The 22071-nt window shown below is 69.6% G+C and carries 21 protein-coding genes; 12 read left to right on the top strand and 9 right to left on the bottom strand.

The genetic code is table 11. The features are described 5' to 3' along the window. Positions 1–24: 24 nt before the first annotated feature. Genes AVR91_RS36795 through AVR91_RS36785 form a run of 3 tightly spaced genes read right to left on the bottom strand, consistent with a single transcriptional unit; the run spans position 25 to position 2725 of the window. Entirely contained in the window at positions 25–681 is a 657-nt protein-coding gene (locus AVR91_RS36795; protein WP_063274084.1) for a TetR/AcrR family transcriptional regulator, read from the bottom strand. Continuing rightward, positions 678–1157 (bottom strand): YqeB family protein, encoded by a 480-nt coding sequence (locus AVR91_RS36790; RefSeq protein WP_063274085.1) that lies wholly within the window; start codon positions 1155–1157, stop codon positions 678–680. The genes AVR91_RS36795 and AVR91_RS36790 overlap by 4 nt, the downstream gene beginning before the upstream one ends. A gap of 44 nt (positions 1158–1201) precedes the next feature. After that, on the bottom strand, positions 1202–2725 hold the full coding sequence (locus AVR91_RS36785) for a dynamin family protein (protein ID WP_143254223.1): 1524 nt from the start codon (positions 2723–2725) through the stop codon (positions 1202–1204). A gap of 194 nt (positions 2726–2919) precedes the next feature. On the opposite strand from AVR91_RS36785, the gene AVR91_RS36780 reads away from it, so the two are divergent. From AVR91_RS36780 to AVR91_RS36770, 3 genes are all read left to right on the top strand, one after another. Further along, on the top strand, positions 2920–4122 hold the full coding sequence (locus AVR91_RS36780; RefSeq protein ID WP_427846414.1) for a sensor histidine kinase: 1203 nt from the start codon (positions 2920–2922) through the stop codon (positions 4120–4122). Then, positions 4119–4775, top strand: coding sequence for a response regulator (locus AVR91_RS36775; RefSeq protein ID WP_005167029.1), 657 nt, complete (start codon positions 4119–4121; stop codon positions 4773–4775). The genes AVR91_RS36780 and AVR91_RS36775 overlap by 4 nt, the downstream gene beginning before the upstream one ends. 363 nt (positions 4776–5138) lie before the next feature. Next, a complete protein-coding gene (locus AVR91_RS36770; protein WP_063274087.1) occupies positions 5139–5552 on the top strand; it encodes a VOC family protein in 414 nt (137 codons plus the stop codon). Positions 5553–5573: 21 nt separating this feature from the next. Here AVR91_RS36770 and AVR91_RS36765 read toward each other — a convergent pair whose 3' ends face one another. Together AVR91_RS36765 and AVR91_RS36760 are read right to left on the bottom strand one after the other, a co-directional pair. Beyond that, positions 5574–6485, bottom strand: a complete 912-nt coding sequence (locus tag AVR91_RS36765) for an SDR family NAD(P)-dependent oxidoreductase (protein ID WP_016338252.1) — start codon at positions 6483–6485, stop codon at positions 5574–5576. Further along, positions 6486–7064, bottom strand: a complete 579-nt coding sequence (locus AVR91_RS36760) for a TetR/AcrR family transcriptional regulator (RefSeq protein ID WP_063274088.1) — start codon at positions 7062–7064, stop codon at positions 6486–6488. It lies immediately after the preceding gene. Between the two features lie 190 nt (positions 7065–7254). On the opposite strand from AVR91_RS36760, the gene AVR91_RS36755 reads away from it, so the two are divergent. The 6 genes from AVR91_RS36755 to trmB all read left to right on the top strand — a co-directional run bounded on the left by AVR91_RS36755 (position 7255) and on the right by trmB (position 12211). Further along, positions 7255–8193 (top strand): ABC transporter ATP-binding protein, encoded by a 939-nt coding sequence (locus AVR91_RS36755; RefSeq protein WP_063274089.1) that lies wholly within the window; start codon positions 7255–7257, stop codon positions 8191–8193. A gap of 27 nt (positions 8194–8220) precedes the next feature. Beyond that, complete coding sequence (locus AVR91_RS36750) at positions 8221–8949, top strand: ABC transporter permease (RefSeq protein ID WP_063274090.1); 729 nt, start codon at positions 8221–8223, stop codon at positions 8947–8949. A gap of 152 nt (positions 8950–9101) precedes the next feature. Then, a complete protein-coding gene (locus tag AVR91_RS36745; protein WP_063274091.1) occupies positions 9102–10022 on the top strand; it encodes an ABC transporter ATP-binding protein in 921 nt (306 codons plus the stop codon). After that, positions 10019–10771 (top strand): ABC transporter permease, encoded by a 753-nt coding sequence (locus tag AVR91_RS36740; RefSeq protein WP_063274092.1) that lies wholly within the window; start codon positions 10019–10021, stop codon positions 10769–10771. The genes AVR91_RS36745 and AVR91_RS36740 overlap by 4 nt, the downstream gene beginning before the upstream one ends. Before the next feature lie 169 nt (positions 10772–10940). Next, a complete protein-coding gene (locus AVR91_RS36735) occupies positions 10941–11483 on the top strand; it encodes a hypothetical protein (protein WP_063274093.1) in 543 nt (180 codons plus the stop codon). 44 nt (positions 11484–11527) lie between these two features. After that, positions 11528–12211 carry a tRNA (guanosine(46)-N7)-methyltransferase TrmB gene (trmB, locus tag AVR91_RS36730; protein ID WP_063274094.1) on the top strand — a complete coding sequence of 228 codons (684 nt, stop codon included), beginning with the start codon at positions 11528–11530 and terminating at the stop codon, positions 12209–12211. 220 nt (positions 12212–12431) lie between these two features. Here trmB and AVR91_RS36725 read toward each other — a convergent pair whose 3' ends face one another. Together AVR91_RS36725 and AVR91_RS36720 are read right to left on the bottom strand one after the other, a co-directional pair. Further along, positions 12432–14681: an FtsX-like permease family protein gene (locus AVR91_RS36725; protein WP_063274095.1), complete on the bottom strand. Its 2250-nt coding sequence runs from the start codon at positions 14679–14681 to the stop codon at positions 12432–12434. Then, the gene (locus AVR91_RS36720) at positions 14681–15376 is read right to left on the bottom strand and encodes an ABC transporter ATP-binding protein (RefSeq protein ID WP_063274096.1); all 696 of its coding nucleotides are present in this window, start codon (positions 15374–15376) and stop codon (positions 14681–14683) included. The genes AVR91_RS36725 and AVR91_RS36720 overlap by 1 nt, the downstream gene beginning before the upstream one ends. 181 nt (positions 15377–15557) lie before the next feature. On the opposite strand from AVR91_RS36720, the gene AVR91_RS36715 reads away from it, so the two are divergent. The 3 genes from AVR91_RS36715 to AVR91_RS36705 are packed head-to-tail and all read left to right on the top strand — an operon-like array spanning position 15558 to position 19303. After that, positions 15558–17333, top strand: a complete 1776-nt coding sequence (locus AVR91_RS36715; RefSeq protein WP_063274097.1) for a sensor histidine kinase — start codon at positions 15558–15560, stop codon at positions 17331–17333. Further along, positions 17330–17980, top strand: coding sequence for a response regulator (locus AVR91_RS36710; RefSeq protein ID WP_063274098.1), 651 nt, complete (start codon positions 17330–17332; stop codon positions 17978–17980). Before AVR91_RS36715 ends, AVR91_RS36710 begins: the two co-directional genes overlap by 4 nt. A gap of 15 nt (positions 17981–17995) precedes the next feature. Next, the gene (locus tag AVR91_RS36705; protein WP_063274099.1) at positions 17996–19303 is read left to right on the top strand and encodes an amidohydrolase family protein; all 1308 of its coding nucleotides are present in this window, start codon (positions 17996–17998) and stop codon (positions 19301–19303) included. A gap of 229 nt (positions 19304–19532) precedes the next feature. On the opposite strand, the gene AVR91_RS36700 is transcribed toward AVR91_RS36705, so the two are convergent. Together AVR91_RS36700 and AVR91_RS36695 are read right to left on the bottom strand one after the other, a co-directional pair. Further along, the gene (locus AVR91_RS36700; RefSeq protein ID WP_063274100.1) at positions 19533–20219 is read right to left on the bottom strand and encodes an SDR family oxidoreductase; all 687 of its coding nucleotides are present in this window, start codon (positions 20217–20219) and stop codon (positions 19533–19535) included. A 116-nt stretch (positions 20220–20335) separates the two neighbouring features. Further along, entirely contained in the window at positions 20336–22063 is a 1728-nt protein-coding gene (locus tag AVR91_RS36695) for a hypothetical protein (protein ID WP_063274101.1), read from the bottom strand. Positions 22064–22071: the final 8 nt, after the last annotated feature.

The raw sequence follows: 22071 nt of genomic DNA, 5'->3' as shown, positions 1-22071 counted from the left end.
TAACTGATGTCCCGGGCTTACCGATCAGCCCGGGGAGATTTCACCAGTGTCGGCCACCCGCCCGGCCGCCGGGGCCGAAATCGCCAGAACGGGACGAAGGAATCTGGCGATCAGCTCCTTCATCACCGCGAGTTCCGCCGCCGGATCGAGGTCCGGCTCCAGAATCACGCGGGAAAGCGGCGCGTCGACCAACGCGACGAGCCAGCTGGCCACCGTCGGCGGGGGCAACCCGGGGTCGATCCGGCCCGCGTCCACCGCCCGCGTCACGAGGCGGGTGAGCCCGTCGCGCAGGGCGCGGTCGTTGCCCTGGATGAGCCGGGCCAGGTCGGCGTCGCGGGAGCACTGCGCGGCGACCTCGAGGACGAGCTTGGCCGCGACCGGGTGCAGGAGCTGTTCGGACACGTGGACGACGACGTGGAGGACCGACTCCCACGGATCCTCGATCTCCCCGGCCTCCGCGAGCAGGGCCGCGGTCTCGTCGGCGTCCTGCTCGAAGATGCCAATGAACACCGCGCGTTTGTTCGGGAAGTAGTGGAACAGGCTGCCGGTGCTGATCCCCGCCGCGCGGCAGATCTCCGCCGTTGTGGTCTTCTCGAAGCCCTTCATCGCGAAACAACCGGCGGCGGCGTCGAGGATCGCGCGGCGTTTGGCCTCGTGCTTGGCGGGATCGACCGTCCTCATTTCACCGCCGGCGGCTCGTCGAGCCACGGATAGCCGTGGTCGAGGAAGGCCTTGGCGACGGCTTTGCGGTCGACGTCGCCCTTTTGCCGCACCAGTTCCCTGCCGTCGGCGGCGAGGAGGACGAGCTCCTTGCCGTCGAGGAAGACGGCTTCCAGCTCGGCTTCGTACGCGCGGCTGCGGCCCTTCGTGGTGAGCGTGATGCGGGCCGGCGTCACCTTGACGATCAGCCGTTCGTGCGCCCAGACCGCGGCGAACAGCAGGCCGAGGACCAGGCCCACGCCGATGCCGACGACCGTGCCCCAGGGCTGGGGGATCTCCGAGACGAGCTGGAACGGGCCTTTGAACGGGATCCAGCTCAGGGACGCCACCCAACCCGAGATCGACTGGAGGAACCAGCCGAGGGCCGCCCCCGCCAGCGGGCAGCCGATCCAGGAGGCCGTGCGCAGCCACTGGGGCTCGTCGACGATCGTTTCCATGCACTCATTATTAGACCGAGCGCTCGGTTTATCAATGCGGGAGGTCAGTCGCGGATCTGCTGCCAGATGAGGAAGTAGGCCCGGTGCACGACGTGCGCGACGCGGCTCTGGGCGGGCGTCGCGCCGAAGGACGCGAAGGAGCGCCACCAGCCGGCGCGTTCGAGGGCATGGGCGGCGAGCTCGGCGCGGGGAGCGCCCGGCTTGCCGAGCTGGGCGCCGATGTCGGCGTTGCTCCCGACCCTCAGCACCTCCTCGGACAGGTCCTCGGGCATGTCGACCGCGCCGGACGCGACCAGCGTGAGCGCTTCGAGCAGCCGCAGCTGATGCGCCTCGGGTTTGGCGAGGAGGACCTCGATCGCGTCGTGGACGCGCTGCCGCTCGGCCGGGTCGCCGGACGCGTGGGCCAGCGCGGTGACCGAAGCCAGCGCGGCGGCGGCCTTGATGCCGTCGGCGCGGGCGGCGAAGACGATGCTCAGCCGCTGGCGGACGGCTTCGAGCCCGGAGGCGTCGAGCAGCTTCCGCCGCAACGAGCCCGCGGTGATCTCGGGTTCCTTCCGGATCGCCTCGACGGCGTACCGGATGCCGAACAGGTCCAGTTTCTCCAGCAGCCGCAGCCGGGTGCCCGCCGCGACGTCGCATTCCCAGCTCGTGAAGATGTCCGCCGAGATCAGCATGGTCTCGAGGATGTCGTCGTCCATCTCGGCCAGCTGGCGCAGCGCCTCGGCGTCAGGGGAGGTGAACCCGCCGGACTCGGCCGACTCCGCGATCAGCCCGATCACCGGCAGCACGTCCGCGACGCGGGGCTTCAGTGTCGAGGCCTGCTTTTCCGACAGCAGCGTCGCGGCCTTCCACACGTCGCCGCCCGAGCCTTCGACCGACTCCGGCGCGATGGTGTCCGCCTTGTTGAGCACCGCGATCGCGTTGACCGGGCCCGCGTCGCGGCTCGCGGTCGCGGCGGTGAACGCGGCCAGCGCCTGCTGGTCGTCGGCGCGCACGCCCTGGGTGACCACGTAGAGCACGGCCTCCGCGCCCGCGACGGCGTTGCGCGAGGTGTCGTCCAGCTCGTCGGAACCTTCTTCTTCCTCCTCGTCATCGTCGGGCTTGCGGTGCTTCGCCGCGCCCAGCAGCTCCTCGGTCCGCGACACCGAAGCGGCGTCGAGCGAGCCGAGGCCCGGGGTGTCGATGACGGTCATGCCCTGCAGGACCGCGTTGGTGAGGTACGCCTCGATATGCGAGACCTGGTCGATGTCGATGCCCAGCTCGGCCGGGATCATCCCGTCGGCGGAGAAGGGCAGCACCTGTTTGCGGCCGTCGTTGAAGACGATCTCGACGCGGTCGACCGTGCCGTACTGGAACCGGGTGACCAGCCGGGTGCACTCGCCGACGTCGGTCGGTGCGACCCGGCGCCCGATCAGCGCGTTGACCAGGGTGGACTTCCCCGATTTGATCCGGCCCGCGACGGCGACCTGCAGCGGGCCGCCCAGCCTGCGCAGCACTTCGGCGAAGCCCGCCGCGGTCCGCGCGGACACCTGGGGCTGGAGGCGATGGCAGAGATTCGCCACCGACATCGACAACGGACCGGCGAGACGGCCCTGCTCCGTCGCTGAGGTCACGGCGCCCACCCCTCCCAGTCGTCGAGCACGCCGAGGAGAATCGTGCCATGCCGCTCATCCTCGGGTCGCACCGAAGGTGGTACCGGCGACCGACGCGCGGACGGCATCGCCCGACATAGTGTTACCAGGTGCGACGGTTAAGCCTCTGGATGCGTGCCCACCCCATGGCCGGGGACAGTGTCATCGCCGTCGCCCTGCTGCTCACGGACCTGCTGTTCTTCGTGGCGGCGGCCGAGACTCCCGAAGTCCCGATGCCGCCCTGGTACGTGGTCCTGCCGCTGGACATCGCGATGGTCGCCCCGCTGGTCTTCCGGCGGAAGGCGACGCTGTGGTCGGCGTATCTCCTGCTGCTGATCGGCATCCCGCACAGCGCGCTGGAGCTGGGCGCGGCCAGCGCGTTCGCGATGATGATCAGTATCTACTCGGTGCTGGTGTACGTCGGGCGCAAACAGGGGCTGCTGTACCTGCTGGCGACCGTCGTCGTCTCGGGGCTCCAGCTGTGGATCGACACACCGGAGGACGTGTGGATCCTGGCGATCATCGCCCTGTTCTCCACCGCGCTGTGCTGGACGCTCGGTGAGTTCGCCGGCGCGAGGCGCGCCTATCACGAGGAGGTGGAAGCCAGGTTGCATCTGCTTGAGACGGAACGGGACCAGGCGACCAGGATCGCCGTCGGCGAGGAGCGCGGACGTATCGCCCGTGAGCTGCACGACGTCGTCGCGCACGCGGTGAGCGTGATGGTCGTGCAGGCCGACGGCGCGTCCTACGCGGTCGACGGGAATCCCGAGATGGCGAAACGGGCCCTGCAGACGATTTCGGAGACCGGCCGCGGCGCGCTCGCCGAACTGCGGCGCCTGCTGGACGTGCTCCGCAGCGACGGTGACGACGAGCCGCGGGTGCCGCAGCCGGACGCCACCGCGCTGACCGACCTGGCGGACCGGATCCGCCAGGCGGGTGTGCCGGTGACGCTGGCGATCGGTCCGGAAGCGCTGGCCGGGCTGCCCGCCGGTGTCTCCCTCGGCGTGTACCGGATCGTGCAGGAATCGCTGACGAACACGCTGAAACACGCCGGTCAGGGCGCGCAGGCCGAGGTGGTGGTGCGCCGCGAGGCCGACGTGATCGACGTCAAGGTCACCGACGACGGCGCCGGCCGCGCGAAACAGCTGGTGCCCGTGGCGACGAAGGTGGCGGCGCACACCGCGCCGCCGCGGAAGCTCACCGTCCCCGGTGGGAACGGATTGATCGGAATGAGGGAACGGGCGAACGTCTTCGGCGGCACGCTGGAGGTCGGCCCCGCTCCCGGTGGAGGGTGGCAGGTGCACGCGAGGCTCCCGGTTAGGTTGGCGACGTGATACGGGTGGTGGTCGTCGACGACCAGGAATTGATGCGCGTCGGGTTCCGGATGGTCCTGGGCGCGCAGGCCGACATCGATGTCGTCGGTGAGGCGGGTGACGGCGCGCAGGCCATCCGGCTGGCCGAAGAACTGCGGCCCGATGTCGTGCTGATGGACGTCCGGATGCCGGTGCTGGACGGGGTCGAAGCGACTAAGCGGATCGTCGAGGCCGGGACGGCGCGTGTGCTCGTGATGACGACGTTCGATCTGGACGAGTACGTCTATTCGGCGTTGCAGGGCGGGGCCAGCGGCTTCCTGCTGAAGGACACGCAGCCGGATCACCTGGTGTCGGCGCTGCGGGCGGTCGCTTCGGGCGACGCCGTGGTCTCGCCGTCGGTGACCAGGCGGCTGCTCGACCGGTTCGTCGGCGGCGGCGGGAAGCCGATGCGCGACGCGGCCGAGCTGGACGTCCTCACCGAACGGGAGCGGGAGGTGCTCGTGCTGATCGCGAAGGGCCTCTCGAACCTGGAGATCGCGGAGACGCTGTTCCTGTCCGAGGCGACGGTGAAGACGCACGTGGGGCGGATTTTGTCGAAGCTGGATCTGCGCGACCGGGTGCAGGCCGTGGTGCTCGCCTACGAGACCGGGCTGGCGCGTCCCGGGGTCACCTGAGCCTCACTGCGCCACTGTCACGCTCGCTCGCTCATGTAGTACATGAAGGCCCCCTTCATTGCGCCTAGCGCAGTGAAGGGGGCCTTCATGTACTTGGGGAAGGTGTGAAGGTCGAGTTTCCTCGGCTGAGCCGAGGGAAGGGGGCCTTCACGCGCACCTGCTGTGACTGGCGGGACTGATGGGTCTGGTGGTGTCGCAGAGCAGTCTCGCCACTCACGAGTCCCTTCGGAAACCCGATCACGCGTGCTTGGAGGCGGAACTCGCGTGATCGGCCTTCGATCACGCGAGTTCGGAAAAGTGGTCATTCGGTGAGCACTTTGCAGTGAATCCTTCTTCTCAGAGCCACTACCTGAGGAGAAGGAAATGCTGCGAGGTCTCACCACCACCACGTTCTACGCTGACGACATGGCCGCCGCGATCGAGTGGTACTCCGATCTCTTCGGGATCGAGCCGTACTTCGTCCGCAACGGCCCCGACGGGACGCCGGCGTACGTCGAGTTCCGGATCGGCGACTACCAGCACGAGTTCGGCCTGGTCCGCGGCGACTTCCGGCCGCCGATGGCCCAGCCCGGCCCCGGTGGCGCCATCGCGAACTGGGCCGTCGACAACGTCGAGGACGCCTTCGCGAAGCTGCTGGAGAAGGGCGCGAAGGAGTACGAGCCGATCATCGAGCGCGGGCCGGGCTTCGTGACCGCGGCCGTCGTCGACCCGTTCGCCAACGTCCTCGGCGTCATGTTCAACCAGCACTACCTGGACGTGCTGGCCGGGAAGAAGTAGCTCCCCGGCCGGCACGATCCCTCAGCGGTACAGCGAGTGATCCGCCGTCGCCGGGTCCTTGCCCGTGTCCCGGACTTCGGCCATCCACTTGCCGAAGTCGGGACGCGAGCCGTCGACGTCGGTGAGGCCGTACTCGTTCATCAACGTCCACGACGCCAGCGTCTTGCCCGCGAACCGCGAGACCTCCGGGTCGGTCGCCAGCTTCGCGACACCGCGCCCGAGCAGCGCCGGGGTCTCCGAGATCGCGAAATCGACCGGCGCGGCCTTGCCGACCGCGTCACGCCACGTCTCCTCGGTGACCTTGAAGTAGTCGAGCATGGCTTCCGAACGCAGGAAGCCCGGCGTGACGGTCATCCCGACGCAGCCGTACTTCTTCAGCTCGGCGCCGAGCGCCCTGCCGATCGCGCGGATCCCGCATTTCGCGAGGAAATACGGGATCCCCGCGCCGACGTACTCGTCGTGGTCGCCGTCGGTGACCTCGAGGACGAGCCCGCCCTCCCGCTTCACCACCAGCGGGAGCAGCCGGTGCAGCGCGATCAGATGCGTGTCGATCGCGTTGTGCACCAGCGTGAGCGCGTCGTCGAGGCTGGAGTCCCAGTACGCCCCCTCGAAATCCGCGAACTGGTCGCCGCCCCAGACGTCGTCGACCAGGACGTCGATCCGGCCGTCCACTTCGGACTCGATCCGCGCCTTCAGCGCGTCCACATCGGACACGACGGTGAAGTCGGTCCGGACGGGGATCCCCCGGCCGCCCGCCGCGTCGACGAGCTCAGCGGTGTCTTCGATCGTCTCCGAACGCTTCATCGGGGACTGGTGCTCCCGCGTCGTGCGGCCGGTGACGAACACCGTCCAGCCGAGCCTGCCCAGTTCCACCGCGATCGCCCGGCCACATCCCCGCGTCGCCCCCGTGACCACGGCCACTTTCCGGTCCATTCAGGACACTCCCTTCCACGCGGTCAGCACCGCGTCCACGTCTTGCCCCAACCGTTCGGTGATCCGGCCCTTCGGCCGGATCGACCAGTCCAGCGCGGCCCCGTTCGCCACCCCCAGCAGCACTCGCGCGGCGCGGACGACACCGGGCGCGCCCGGCAGGTCACGCGCCGCGACGCGCACCAGCTTGCGCAATTCCGCTTCCACGGCGGTGAAATGTTCACCGAGCAGCGCACGCAACCCCGGATCGCCGATGTCCACCCCCAGCTGCCCGAGATGGTTCGCCGCGGTCTCCCCGTCGCCAAGGCCCTCGTAGACCACGACGACCGCCGCCCGTAGCGCTTCCACGGGATCGGCCAGCTCACCGCATTCCCGCATCGCTTCCACGACGGAGCGCGTGTTCTCCCGGCTCAACGCCAGCAGGAGACCGTTCTTCGAACCGAACCGCTGGGCGACGGTGCCGACCGCCACCCCGGCCTCCGCCGCCACCTGGGCCAGCGTGAAACCCGGCCCGACCATGCCGATCACGGTTCCCGCCGCGGTCAGCAATCGTTCGTCCGTGATGCTCCGGGGCCTCGCCATGCGATTATTGAACCACGGTTCATTAACCCTGGCGAATCAGGGTCACTCTCAGGGGTATCACCGATCGCGTACGCCGCCGGAAGACGGCAAGCTACGTCTCAGGTCGGGTATCAGGTTGGCACCTCAGGATGACGCGCTCGGCCACCCACATGGACGACGATTGTTCTCGCAGTCGCCGAGGGGAGCAGACATGATCGAGGCAGTGGGCCTCACCAAGCGGTACGGCAAGACACTGGCGGTGAACGACCTGTCCTTCTCCGTCGCGGCGGGTGAGGTCACCGGGTTCCTCGGCCCCAACGGGGCGGGCAAGTCCACGACCATGCGGATGATCCTGGGCCTGGACAACCCGACCGCGGGCCAGGTGCGCATCGGGGGCAAGCTCTACCGCGAGCTCAAGGAACCGCTGCGGACCGTCGGCGCGCTGCTGGACGCCAAATGGGTGCACCCCAACCGGTCGGCGCGGGCGCATCTGCGGTGGATGGCGAAGTCCAACAAGATCGCGGAAAGCCGGGTCGACGAGGTGCTCGAGATCGTCGGGCTCACCAGCGTCGCCGGAAAGCGCGCCGGCGGTTTCTCCCTCGGCATGTCGCAGCGGCTGGGGATCGCGGCGGCACTGCTGGGCGACCCGGAGGTCCTTCTCTTCGACGAGCCCGTCAACGGCCTCGACCCCGAAGGCATCCTCTGGATCCGGAAGTTCATGCACCGGCTTGCCGACGAAGGCCGCACGGTATTCGTTTCCTCGCACCTGCTTTCGGAGATGGCGCTGACCGCGAGCCACCTGGTCGTGATCGGCAAGGGCCGGCTGATCTCCCAGTCCTCCACCGAGGACTTCGTGGCGCGGGCCGCCGAAAACACGGTCAAGGTCCGTTCTCCGCAGCTGCCCGCGTTGCGCACCGCGCTGACGCAGGCGAGCGCTCAGGTCACCGACGCCGACCGCGCGCTCGTGGTGTCCGGTTTGGACAGTGACAAGATCGGCGAGATCGCCGCGGCCAATCAGATCGTGCTGCACGAGCTCAGCCCGCAGACCGGCTCCCTGGAGCAGGCCTTCATGCAGATCACCGGCGATTCGGTCGAGTACCACACCGGTCTCGAAGCCGAGGCCGCCGAAGTGGTCACCGCCGCCCAGTAGCCGCCACCTTTCGAGGAAAGAAAAGCCATGACTCTGCTCGCCGTGGAACGCATCAAGCTGTTCACCACCCGCTCACCGTGGTGGTGCGCGCTGGCCGCACTCGCGGTCGTGATCGGCTTCGCCGCCATCATCTCCAGTGCCGCGCCCGACGGGGAACTCACCGACGTCAGCCTCACCCAGTTCGGTTACGGCTTCGGCATGGCCGTGATCATGGTGCTCGCCGCGCTTTCGGTGACCACCGAATACCGTTTCAGCACCATCCGGACCACCTTCCAGGCCGTGCCGAACCGCACTTCGGCACTGCTGGCCAAGACCGGCGTGGTCGCGATCCTGTCGCTCGTGATCGGCGAGATCGCCGCGTTCGGCGCCTGGGGCCTCGCTTCGGCCATGCGGCCGGAAGACCTCATGCTGAACACCACCGCGGAATGGATCAGCGTCGCCGGGGTGGGCGTGGTGTTCGCCCTCGCCTCGGTGATCGCGATCGCCGTCGGCATCCTGATCCGGCACAGCGCCGGCGCCATCTCGCTCGTGCTGATCTACGCCCTCGCGGTGGAGAACCTGATCCAGCTCATCCCGAAGATCGGCAAGGACATCTACGACTGGATGCCGTTCCACGTCGCCGACCGGTTCCTCACCGGGGGCCCCGCCGCGGCGGACGCTCCGCTGAGCCAAGCCGGCTCGCTGGCCTACTTCGCCGGTTTCGCGCTGGTGCTGCTGGTCATCTCGCTGGTCGTCGCGAACAAGCGCGACGCGTAAGGACTTCCACAGGGGAGAAGGCCGGACGTCCCACTCGGGGGAGCGAGACGTCCGGACGGGGAGAAAAAGGGGAACAAGGACCGGGCCGCCTTATCGGGGGGCAGCCCGGTCCTTTCCCGCGTAATGTCGGAATCCACCTGGAGGGAGGGCTGATGATCGAAGCCACCGGACTCACGAAACGCTACGGCGACAAGCTCGCCGTCGACGATCTTTCCTTCACCGCCGAAGCAGGACGGGTGACCGGATTCCTCGGCCCCAACGGGGCGGGGAAGTCCACCACCATGCGGATGATGCTCGGCCTCGACAACCCCACGTCGGGTTCGGTGACGATCGACGGCAAGGCCTACCGCGAGCTGCATGATCCACTTCGGACGGTCGGCGGCATGATCGACGCCACCTGGCGGCATCCCGGCCGCACCGCGCGCGAACACCTCCGGTGGATCGCCGCGACCAACGGCCTCCCGGACAAACGCGTCGACGAGGTGCTCCGGCTCGTCGGGCTGGAGCCGGTCGCCCGCAAACGAGCCGGGCAGTTCTCGCTCGGGATGTCGCAGCGGCTCGGGATCGCCACGGCGCTGCTGGGCGACCCCCGGGTGCTGCTATTCGACGAGCCGGTGAACGGGCTCGACCCCGAGGGCATCGTCTGGATCAGGAAGCTGATGCACGCGCTCGCCGCCGAGGGGCGCACCGTGTTCGTGTCCAGCCACCTGCTGCCGGAGATGGCGCAGACCGCGCAGGACCTCGTCGTGATCGGGCGGGGAAAGCTGATCTACCAGGGCACGATGGAAGACTTCGTCGGCCGCGCGAAGGGCCTCGGCGTGCGGGTCCGCAGCCCGCATCTGCCCGAGCTGCGGACGGCGCTGACCGAGAAGGGCGCCGAATTCCGCGAGGAGGACGGCGCGCTCGTCGTGTCCGAAATGGACAGCGACACCATCGGCGAGCTCGCGTTCGCCGCGGGGGCGACCCTCCACGAGCTGAAGCCGCTCGCCGGCTCGCTCGAACAGGCATACATGCAACTCACCGCCGAAGCCGTCGAGTACGGCGCCGGCCAGGTACCGGAGGTCGTCGGATGACCGCGGCGAACATGCTCCGCGCGGAGCGGATCAAACTGCTGAGCACCCGCGCACCCTGGTGGTGCGCGGCCATCGCGGTCGTGGTCGCGCTCGCCTACACCGCGCTCTTCTTCGGCTTCGTGCCGCTGGAGGGCCAGACAGGCGTGAACTCGACACAGGTCGCCAGCGCACTCGGCCGCACCGTGGTGCTGGTGCTCGCGATTCTCGCGGCGGCGACGGAGTTCAACTGGGGCACGATGAAGCTCACCTTCCAGGCGGTGCCCTCGCGCGTGCCCGCCTTGCTGGCGAAGGGCGCCGTCGTCGGGGTGTTCTCGGGGCTGATCGGGCTGCTGGTGGGTTTCGGCTCGTGGGCTGTCGCGTATCTGATCAAACCGGCCGCCGACCTGGGCCTGGCTTCGGGCGCCGACTGGCGCGCGGTGGCGGGCCAGGGCCTGACCTTCTTCCTGACCGGTCTGCTCGGGGTGGGCCTCGGGCTGCTGTTCCGCAGCCCCGCGTTCGCGCTCGGGTTCGCGCTGGCCTGGACGCAGGTGCTCGAGGGACTCGTCGTGCTGATCCCGAAAGTCGGCGACGACATCTACCAGTGGATGCCGTTCTTCGCGGCGAATCAGTTTTCGGGACCGGATCTGACGGTTTCGATGCTGAAACTCGAACCACCGTTGGGACCGTGGGGCTATTTGGCTTATTTCGGCGGCATCTGCGTGATTGTTTATGCGGCCGGGCTGATGATCACCCATCGAAGGGACGCGTGAGCTTTTACCGCGGCCAAAGGAGTTAAGTCCACGTTAAGAGCCTGTGGCTTCTCTCACAGGGAGCGGACATACTGTTCCTGACCGGGCGATGCTCGGGACGAGCCTATTTTTCGGCTCTCGGCCCCGGAGGTGATCCTTGACGGTGGATTCCGGTCAGGGAGTAGAACGCATGATCCCGCAAGCCCGCACGGAAAGTATGCAGCCCCGCCTCGAGCCCATGCTCGACCTCGAATGGTCACAGGCGATCGAACTGCCCCGCACGGTGGCGTCCGCGACCCGGCCGTCGGATATCCGCCGCGCCTGGGTGCATCGCGCCCCCGAAGATCTCGTCGTCGCGTTGTACCGCGCGTCGAGCGGAATGCACGGCGAAATTCCCGCGCCTTGGTGGCTTCGCGCCATCGTGGAAGGACGGCTCGAATCGCGGGAGCTCGGTTTCCGCATCGAAGATCGCATCGCCGGCCTGCTCGGCAGGCGACCCGGCTGGGAATTCGTGCCGTGGGCCGCGGACGGAGAATCCGGTTACTGGGAGTTCATGCCTTCCGAACGCGGCGCGTCCGGGCATTCGATCCCGACCACGGTGCTGAACACCAGCCGCCACGACGGCTGGATCGACGTTCTTCCCGCGCACTCCAGCCCGACGCCCACCCCGATCGCGGTCGGCGGATTCGCCGGGCTGCGCTCGCGGCTGGGGGAGTTCGAAGCCGTCAGGTAACCGCCGCGTTTAATGGGCTGGTGGAAAACGAGGACCAGCCACGGATGCGCAGCGTGGTCAGCTATGTCAAACGCGGCGGCCGTATGACCGTCGGGCAGCAGCGCGCCTGGAACGAACTCTGGCCGTCCCTCGGCCGCACCGTCGGCGAACTGCCCGAAGGACCGGTGGACTTCGACGACTGGTTCGGCAGGCAGGCCCCGGTCATGGTGGAGATCGGTTCGGGCATGGGCGAGACGACGTCCCAGCTCGCCGCCGCCGCGCCGGAACTCAACTACGTCGCGGTCGAGGTGTACGACCCGGGGCTCGGCCAGCTGATGCTGCGCGCCGAGAAGCTCGGGGTGGAGAACCTGCGGCTGATGCACGGTGACGCCGTCGTGCTGCTGACCTCGCACGTGGAGCCGGGCTCGCTGTCCGGCGTCCGGCTGTTCTTCCCGGACCCGTGGCCGAAGAAGCGGCACCACAAGCGGCGGATCGTGCAGCCCGGGTTCGTCGCGCTGGTGGCCTCGCGGCTCGCGCCGGGCGGGACCTTCCACATGGCGACCGACTGGGAGAACTACGCCGAGCAGATGATGGAGGTCTGCTCGGCCGAGCCGCTCCTGCGCAACCGTCACGCCGGCGAGCCCGGCGGCTGGGCGCCGCGGCCGGAGTGGCGGCCGATCACGAAGTTCGAGAACCGCGCCGACGTCGAGGGCCGGATCTCGCACGACCTGATCTTCGAGCGGGTCTGAGCGCATTGAAAGGGCCGGTCAGGACGTCCCCACGTCCCTGACCGGCCCTTTCTTCACACCCCCGCACCTCGGAACGCCCCCTGCGCGTCCCCGGTGCCCGTTCGTCCCTCCCCCGACAGAGAGACGACCGGGCACCCGGCCCGTGGGTGGATCACCACCGACTCCACCCACGAGACCTGCCCGCCCAGGCGCCATGACGCCATTCGGGCGAACCTTTTTCCTACTCGTCGGCCAGGGGCTCCGACTGCACCCGCTTGAGCGCCGGGGTCGAGACGGATGCCCCGAGCAACGCCACCCCGATTCCCAGCACCACGGGCGCCAGCAGCCACGGGCTCAGCACGACCGCGTCCTTCTCGACCAGGCTGTAGAGCCCCATGCCGACGCCGATCCCGACCGCACCCGCACCGATGGTGGCCACCATCGCGGGCAGGGCCGCTTCCATCCGCAACGCCCTCGCCAGCACCCGGACCGGTGTCCCGGCCGCGATGAGCGCCCCGAAGGTGCGGCGGCGGTCCATCACCGAACCGGCGGTCGCCACGGCCGCACTGCAGCCGGCGAGCACCCCGGCGGCGATCAGGCCGATGACGGTGACCCGGCGCAGGTCGCCGAGTTCCTGCTGCTGGCCGATCAGGTGCAGGCCGCGGCTGCCGACCTCCTGGCCGGGAGCGGCGCCGACCAGGGCGGTCCGCACGGTCTCGGCGTTCTGCGGGGTCGTCGGCACGATCACGTCGAAGCGCTCCGGTGTGACCCCCGCGGGCACCAGGGCCGGGTCGATGACGATCGTGCTGGACGTGTCCTCGTCACCCTGCGGGAAGAGGTGCACGGGAGCCTTCGGGTCCAGCGGCGGACCGGCCTTGTCGTACTCCGCCAGCACGCGGTACTCCGCCGGATTGATGGCGTACCTGCTGTAGATCGCGGGTCCCGGTTGGCAGGAGCCGCCGAGATTCACCCGCAGGAGTTTCGAGGCGTCCTCGCAGGTCATCACGAAGGCTCGGTTCAGATTCTGTGAGCGGGTGCCCGGCTCGCCGGTGGACAGGTAGACCTGCCCGACCGAGACGGCCTTCTCGGTGATGCCGTAGCGGGCGAGGGACGCGTTGGTCTGATCGGCGATCTGCTTCGCCTGGGTCGCGTCGGATTGGGCGTAGAGGACGTTGTCCTTGAAGGTCCGGCCGCCGCCCGCCATCGACTCGAACGAGGGCAGCAGGGTGAGCGCCATCGAGCCGGTGAAGACGGCGAGCACGACGCCCGCGGTGGCGCGGTAGGCGCTCTTCGGGTCGTCGCGGAGCCTGCGTCCGGCCAGCAGCGACGCCGGTTTGCGCCAGATGCGGACGAACGTGCCACCGACCGCCGAGGTGACCCAGGGGCCGATGATGGCGGCCGAGCCGACCAGCAGGAACAGGCCGAGCATCACCATCGGCAGGCTGGCGTCGTCCTGGGCGACCGCGAAGAGGAAGAACGCGCCGGCCACCGGGACCGCGAGCAGCCGCCACCAGTGCAGCGGCTTTCGAGCGTGCGCCGATGCCGCGAACAGCGGCGTCTTCAGCACCCGGCGGATGCCGAGGATCCCGGCGAAGACGACCAGCAGCGGGATCGCGACGGCGACCGCGATGGTCGAGCCGACCGACAGGCTGAAGTCCGACGCGAGCCAGGTGCCGCCGCCCCACGGGACGAACGTCGAGAGCCCTTGCAGCGCGGGTGCCACGAGGATGCCGAGCAGCGCGCCGACGGTGGCGGACAACGCCGTCTCGGCGGCGACGATCTTCGTCACCTGGCCAGGGGTCGCCCCCGCCAGTCGCAGCGCGGCCATCCGCAGCTCACGCCGGGCGGCGGTGAGCCTGGCCGAAGACGCGACGAGCACCAGGCTCGGCACGAGCAGAACGATCACGCCGACCCAGGCGAGCAGTTCGAGCAGCGGATCGGGCTTCGCCTGCTTGTTGGGGAAGCCGTCCGCGGCGAGCGCCGTCTGCGGCATCGACTCCGGCGTGTGGCCGACGACGGCGACCAGCTGCTCCGGGTACATCAGGGATTCGGGTCCGAGCGCGTCGACGAGTTTGCCGAACCGGTCGCCGAGTTGCTCCTTCGGCGCGGACTGGATCAGTTTCCCGAGTTCGGGGGAAACGATCGACTCGCCGGGGCCGGGCAGCCTCGGGATACCGGGCGGCAGGCTGAGCATCGGTGAGGTACCGGTCAGTGCGATGTCGACGCGGATGATCTCGCGGTCGCCCGAGTAGTCCTTGTTCGACGCCATCAGCAGCGGCGCCGGCCGCTGGCTCTCCCCGGATTGGGAGTAGTAGCTGCCGATGTCCTGCCAGATCGCCCGCTGCGAACGGGCCTGCGTGGCACCGGGAAGTGAGGCGAGCAGGAGCACCAGACTGGTCGCGACGGCGACCCCGACCGCGGTGAGGATGGCCGACGTGCGGGTCCGGCGGTCGACCCGGAGCACCCGCATGGCCAGCTGGAAGCTGTTCATCAGGCGGCCAGCCTCGTCGCGATCAGGCCGTCCCGGATGGAGACGGTGCGGGGCATGGCTTCGGCGAGCTCGCGGTCGTGGGTCACCACGATCACCGCGGCGCCGCTGTCGGCGGCCGCGGCGAGCAGCGCGTCCATGGTGGCGCGGCCGGTGCGGGTGTCGAGTGCGCCGGTCGGCTCGTCGGCGAAGATCACCTTCGGCCGGTGCGTCAGCGCACGGGCGATCGCGACGCGTTGCGCCTCACCGCCGGAAAGCTCGCCGGGGCGGCGCTTCTCCTTGCCCGCGAGGCCGAGCTTCGCCAGCCATTCGCGGCCGGCTTCGATGGATTCCTTGCGGCCCTTGCCACCCAGCAGCGACGGCAGGGCGACGTTCTCCTCGGCGCTCAGTTCGGCGACGAGCATCCCGGACTGGAACACGAAGCCGAACTCGGTGCGCCGCAGTTCGCTGCGCTTGCGCTCGTTGAGCTGGTCGACGCGCTGGCCGGCCAGGAAGATCTGCCCGGAGTCGGCGCGGAGGATGCCGGCGAGCACGTGCAGCAGGGAGGTCTTGCCCGAGCCGGAGGGCCCGACGATGGCGACCGCGTCACCCGGCTGGATGTCGATGTCGATCCCGGCCAGCGCGTGCTGTGTGCCGTACCGCTTCACCAGCCCCCGGCCCGAAAGCACCGGCTGCCCTGTCCACTGTGGATCCACCACCGTGATTCTCCCTAGTCAGTCACTGTGTGTTCTGCTTCGGGAAAGAGCTTCGCGGTGAACCACCTGTGTCCACTTCGGGCAGACGGCCAGTGCTGATCACCCGCGCATCGGCCGATCGGCCGACCCGGCTCGGGCCGGTCGGCCAAGGTGCGGACGGCGGCCGATCCTCTACCGTCACGGTGTGACAGCAGGTCCGGCCCAGAACAAGTTCCCCGCGCGGGTGAGTGCGCTCGCGCGACGTATCGGCATGCCCGCCGTCGTCCTGCTGGCCGCGCTCGTGTTCGACCTGGTCTTCGTGACCGACGCGGCTTTCGACGACACGGGGCCGCGCGGCATCGACCTCCTGCTGTTCCCCGGCATCTTCGCGATGGTGTTCTGCGCGCTCTGGGCGCAGAAACGGGCCGCCGTCGCCGCTGTCGCGGCCTCGGTCGTGCTGGTGGCGTACACGCTGGTCGTCCGGTACTTCAACATCCCGACCTACTCGAGCGTGCTCGCGCATCTGTCCATCACCGAGGTGGTGGCGGGGGTCGAGATCCTGTTCTACGCCGCGCGCCGGACGCGGCCGGGGGTCGCCTTGGCCGTGATCTCGGGTCTGGTGCTGGCCACGTTGACCGCGGTGTCGGGCCGGTACTACTACGGCAGCGAGTCGAACGGCACCATGGCGCAGGCGATGCTTTTCGGCGGCATCCTGCTGGGCGGCACGCTGCTCTTCGCGATCCCCGGGCGCGACCGCGCGGCGAATCCGAGACGCTACGAGAAGCTGCAGAAGCTCAACAAGCTGGTGATGGGCCAGTGGCCGCTCATCGGTCTGCTGGGTGTGGCGCTGCTCCTGGAGTTCGGCTTCACCTATGAGAGCGGCGCGCACGGCTTCCCGATCCTGGTCTGCTCGATCGTGGCGGCGATCATCGCGGTCGCGGCGCCGCGGCGGCCCGCCGACGCGATGGTCGCGCTCACCGCGGTCATGCTGCTTTCGGCGCTGGTGACGCCGTTCCTCCGGCTCCGCTACGACTACGCCACGCCCGGCGGGGTACCGGGGACGCAGATCGTCGCGGGGATGGGGCTGGTCGTCACCCTGGTCCGGGCGGTCGGGCTGAGCAAGGCCGTGTCCCGGATCGTGGGGCTTTCGGCCGTGGTCGCCGTCGCCTCGATCCTCAACACCAAACGGCCGGGCCCCAAGCTGATGACCGACCCGGACGAGATCGCCGGTCTCGCCGTGGCCGCGGTGCTGCTGCTCGGCATCTCGGTGGCGGTCGGTCTGGCGTTGCGTTCGCGGGATTCGGAACGCACGCAGGTCATCCAGTCGGCGATCACCGACGCGCAGACGTCGGAACGGATGGCGCTGGCGCGGGAACTGCACGACGTGGTCGCCCACCACGTGACCGGGATCGTCGTGCAGGCGCAGGCGGCGAAGATGATGGGCGAGAAGAATCCGCAGGTCGCGGTCGAGGCGATGGGCCGGATCGAGGACGCCGGGGTGGAGGCGCTGGCGGCGATGCGGCGGCTCGTGCGGAGCATGCGCGGCGACGCCCCGGCCGGGAGCAGCGAGTTCAGCGAACAGGCCACCACCGATCTCGCCGCCGACCTGCGGACGTTGATCGAACGGTCGAACCACGGTGTGAAGACGTCGATGAAGCTCGAACTGCCGTCGAACGTGCCGCACGAGGTCGGGCGGTCGGCGTTGCGGCTGGTGCAGGAGTCGCTGACGAACGTCGGCAAGCACGCGTCGGGGGCGAAGGAGGCGCTGGTCATCGCCGAGGTGAGTGGGAACGAACTGCACCTCCAGGTGACCGATGACGGACAGGAGCCCCAGCGTCGTCCGGCGGGCGGGTCGGGCGGCTACGGTCTGATCGGCATGCGCGAACGGGTCGCCCTGCTGCACGGCCGGCTCTCCGCCGGACGGGCGCCGGGCGGCGGATGGCGCGTCGAAGCGTGGCTACCACTTGAAGGAGAAGAGTGATCCGGGTATTGATCGCCGACGACCAGGACATGGTGCGGATCGGCTTCCGGATGATCCTGGACGCGCAGGACGACATCGAGGTGGTCGCCGACGTGGCGGACGGCGTCTCGGCGGTCGCGAAGGCGCGCGAACTGCGGCCGGACGTCTGCCTGCTGGACATCCGTATGCCCGGCATCGACGGGCTCGAGGTCACCAAGCAGCTGGCGGGCCCGGACGTCACCGATCCGCTGAAGGTGGTGGTGGTCACGACGTTCGACCTCGACGAATACGTGCACACCGCGCTGCGGAACGGTGCGAGCGGTTTTCTGCTGAAGGACGCCGGGCCGGCGCTGCTGATCGAAGCCGTGCGCGCGGCGGCGCGTGGGGACGCGCTGGTCTCGCCGCAGATCACCGTCCGGCTGCTGAAGCATTTCGACGGCGGTGCGGTGAAGCGCGACGTCAGCCCGCCTTCGGAGCCGCTGACCGCGCGGGAGCTGGACGTCGTGAAGGCGGCCGCGAAGGGGCTGACGAACACCGAGATCGGGGCGGAGCTGTTCCTGTCGCTGTCGACGGTGAAGACGCATCTGGCCTCTGTGCAGGGGAAGGTCGGTGCGCGGAACCGGGTGGAGATCGCGGCGTGGGCGTGGCGGAGTGGCGTCGTGGAGTGACCGTAAGCTCGGGTCATGCAACGCCGTTTCCACGCTCCCGTCGTTCTCCCCGCCGACCCCGCCTGCTCGTTGCTGCGTGACGCCGTGGTCGACGTGGACGAGGCGGGGCGTATCGCCCATGTCGGTCCCGCTTCCGAGGCGCCCGGAACTTCCGCTCCCGTGACCCGGTTGAGCGGCATCCTCCTGCCCGGTCTGGTCAACGCGCACGCGCACAGCCCGATGACGCTGTTGCGCGGGATGGGCGGCGACCTGCCGCTGCTGCCGTGGCTGACCGAGATCATCTGGCCGACCGAAGCGAAGCTGAAGCCGGCCGACATCCGCACCGGCATGCTGCTGGGCTCGGTCGAGATGCTGCGGCACGGTGTCACGACCAGCGCGGAGATGTATTTCGAAGGTGAGCAGCTCGCCGACGCGGTGCTCACCACCGGTGGCCGCGTGGTGCTGGGCCCGCCGATCATGGAGCTGCCCGGGATGGACTGGCGCGCGATGCTGACGAGCATCGAACGCTGGATCGACACCGACGGCCTGCGGTTCGGGCCGGGCGAGCGGATCGAGGTCGGCTACGGGCCGCACTCGGCGTACATGCTGAACGAGGAGGCGCTGCGGGCGACCGCGGAATCGGCGGCCGAGCGGGGCGCGCTGGTGCAGATCCACGTGGCCGAGGCGGCGCTCGAAGACGTCAAGCAGCGTGAGGCGCACGGCTCGGTGCCTGCGCTGCTGGAGAAGGTCGGGATGCTGCGGGGCCGGACGCTGGCCGCGCACGCCATCCACCTGTCCGACGAGGACATCGCGCTGTTCGCCGCGCGTGGTGTCGGCATGGCGCACTGCCCGGGCTCGAACGCGAAGCTCGCTTCGGGCATCGCGCGCGTGACGGAGCTGCGAAAGGCGGGCGTCGCCATCGGGCTCGGCACGGACGGCCCGGCGTCGAACGACGACATCGACCTGTGGGAGGAACTGCAGCTCTCGGCGATGTTCGCGCGGCTCGCGACCGGCGACTCGACCGTGCTGACCGCGGCAGACGCGTTCCTGCTCGGCACCCGCGGCGGCGCGGACGCGCTGGGCCGGACCGACATCGGCGCGCTGGAAACCGGCCGGTGGGCGGATATGGTGCACGTCGACCTCGACGACCCGGCCTTCGCGGCAGGCATCGACGTGCCGGACGTGCAGCTGCTCTCGAACCTGGTGTGGGCCGCGGGCTCGCGCCGCGTGCGCGACGTCTGGGTGGCCGGCGAACAGGTCGTCGGCGACGGCGAATCCCTGCGGGTGGACCGCGCCCAGGTGCAAGCCGAAGTCGCCGACACCTCCGCACGCCTTCGCTCTTAACTCACCTACCCAGCCCCCCACCCGTCCCAGGGGGCGGCCCCGAAGCCAGTCTATCGGGGGTCGAGGGCGGGGCCTGCGGAAAAGTGCTGCTCAGGGGCTGGTTGTCCACAATGGGGCGGGGCTGTGGACAACTGGGCTCGTGCGCCCAATGTGGCATTGGGGACGTTGAGCGCCCCTAATGCCACATTGGGCGCACACCGCGAGCTGGCGGCGGGCGAGCGGAGCCGCGTTACACCAGGCCCCGCGGCCGGAGGGTCACCTCGGTCGGGTGCGCGTCTCCGGTCGCGGAGACCGCGGCGAGGACGGCGGACGCCACCGATTCGGGGCGCAGGAAGCGTTCCGGCTCGTAGGCGCGGCCTTCGTCGGCGATGATCGCCTGCTGCATTTCGGTGTCCGTGCGGCCGGGGTAGATCGACGTCACCCGAAGCGTGGACTCCTCCTCCCGCAGCGAGTCGGCGAAGGCGCGGACGGCGAACTTGCTCGCGGCGTACGGGCCCCAGCCCGGGCGGGCGTTGTGCCCGGCGCCCGAGTTGATCACGACGACGTGCCCCTTCGAAGCACGCAGCGCGGGCAGCAGCCGCCTGGTCAGCGTGACCACCCCGAGCACGTTGACCTCGAAGTTCGCCCGCCAGTCGGCGTCGGTCGCGGTCTCGACCGTGCCGAGCCGTGCCACGCCCGCGGAGTGCACCAGCACGTCCAGCTCGCCGAATTCGGCCGTCGCCGTTTCCAGTGCCTCGTCGTCGGTGAGGTCGATCGGCCACGGCCGGGCGTCGGGCAGCGTGCCCGCGAGCTCGCCGAGCGCGTCGGCATCGCGACCGCCGAGCAGCAGCCGGTGGGTCGGAGCGAGCGCGCGGGCGACCGCGGCACCGATGCCGCGGGTGGCGCCGGTGACGAGAGCCAGGGGGAGATCAGCCATGGCCGCCACGCTAGTACGGCGGCCTCACGTGATCGAAAGCGTGTCTCGCGTGATTGGGAAGCGAACTCACGTGATTGGAGGGCGAACTCGCGTGATTGGAGGCGTAACTCGCGTGATCAGGGGGCGCACACGACGGGAGGGGTCACCACCCGCGGGAACCGTACGGAACCGCGCGTGAACGAACCGGCGAAGTTGTCCGCGAAGCGGGCGGCGGTGAGCGGGTCGCGTACCGAAGCGTCGATCGCGCGGAGGGCCGGGCAGTCGAGGGCGGCGCGGGCGGCGGCGACGTCCTCGGCGCGGGCCGGGCCGCCCTCGGCGATCGGGAGCCGGGCGGAGTTCGCCAGTTCCCAGACCGGCGGCAGCCATTTCTGGTGACCGGGGCGGCCGTTGGGGAGCGAAGTCGAATGCGCGGCGAACGGGTTGGCGAGGCCGTAGCCGTCGCGCAGCCGCATGTCGAGCGGGATCAGCAGGCCGAGGGCGCCCATGCTGTCCGCCGCGACGGTCACGTACGGCCGGTCCGTCGGGTACGCGTACCAGCGCCTGGTCGCGTAGTCCTGGACAAGCACCGCCGGGCCGGTCGCGCCGTGGACGGCGTCCAGCGCCGACGGCATCAGCGGGTGGTCGGCGTAGTCGGCGGCCAGGACCGGGTGTTCGTGCCCGGTCGACCGCGACCAGAACGCTCGCTCGTCCGTGACGCCGACGGCGCGCGGAGAAGCCGAGGACGCCGGACGAAGCGACGCGGCGGCCACCAACGCCCAGACCCCGACGACGACCAGGAACACCACGGTCAGTCTCGTCACCGGTAAGGCCAGCACGGGCAACAGCAGGCAGAACAGCGCAGGAAGCAGCATGCGGCCGTGCATGAAATCCCCGCCGACGCGGATCACGTACCCCGCGAGCAGCACCGCGCCGACGAGCGGGACCGCGGTGAGCACCACGAACGTCTTGTCCACAGTGGACGAAACCGTGACGGCCGCGGCGGCGAGCACCAGCAGCGGGAGCCACAACCAGTACGGCTGGACGAGATCGACCAGGTAGGCCCAGCCGCGGGCCCAGTTCGCCTCCGACGCTTCCTTGACCAGGGCGGTGTTCGGTGTCAGCAGACCGTAGTAGCCCATGCGGAACACCTGATACGCCAACGGGAGCGCACCCGCCGCGGCCAGCAGACCCAGCGCACGACGGCGTCCCGGCCGCACCAGCACGAGCAGCGCCACCAAGGCGACGACGCTGAAGAGCGCGAGGTCCGGCCGCACCAACGGCCCGAGCCCGGCGACCACCGCGACCGGCCAGGTCCGCAGATCGTCCATTGTGGACGAACGGCGGACGAGCAGCCACCAGGTGCCGCCCAGCCACAACGTGATCAGGCCGGTTTCCAGCCCGGACGTCGCGAAGTCACGGAACGGCGGCAGCGCGCAGACCACCAGCGCCCCGGCGGGCGCGAGTCCGTGGAACGCCAGCGGCTGGTAGAGCCGCCGGGCGCCGTCCAGGCCGAAGAACAGCCCGGCGACCGAGAAGACCAGCCCGGTGACCACGGAGATCCACTCCAGCGGCACGCCGGGAAGCAGCCCGAGCACGCTCAGCACCGCCGTCCACAAAGGACTGGTGTTCGTCTCGACGCGTTCGCCGATGTTGAACACCGGCCCGTTGCCGGCGAGGATCTGGCGAACCGTGCGCAGCACGATCAGCCCGTCATCGCTCATCCAGCGACGGCGCCAGGCCAGGTCGGCGTAGACCATCAGCACCAGGCCGAACCCGAACCACGTCCAGGTCGACGGCCGGCGGAACCAGGCGCGCGAAGGCCAGTCGGGCGTGTTCTCACCCGTGGTCGTGTTCGTCTGCGTCATGGCCCCGC

This window comes from Amycolatopsis keratiniphila subsp. keratiniphila (genome assembly GCF_001620365.2).
In the GTDB taxonomy this organism is placed as follows: Bacteria; Actinomycetota; Actinomycetes; order Mycobacteriales; family Pseudonocardiaceae; genus Amycolatopsis; species Amycolatopsis keratiniphila.
This window is presented reverse-complemented; position numbering and strand designations above follow the sequence as displayed.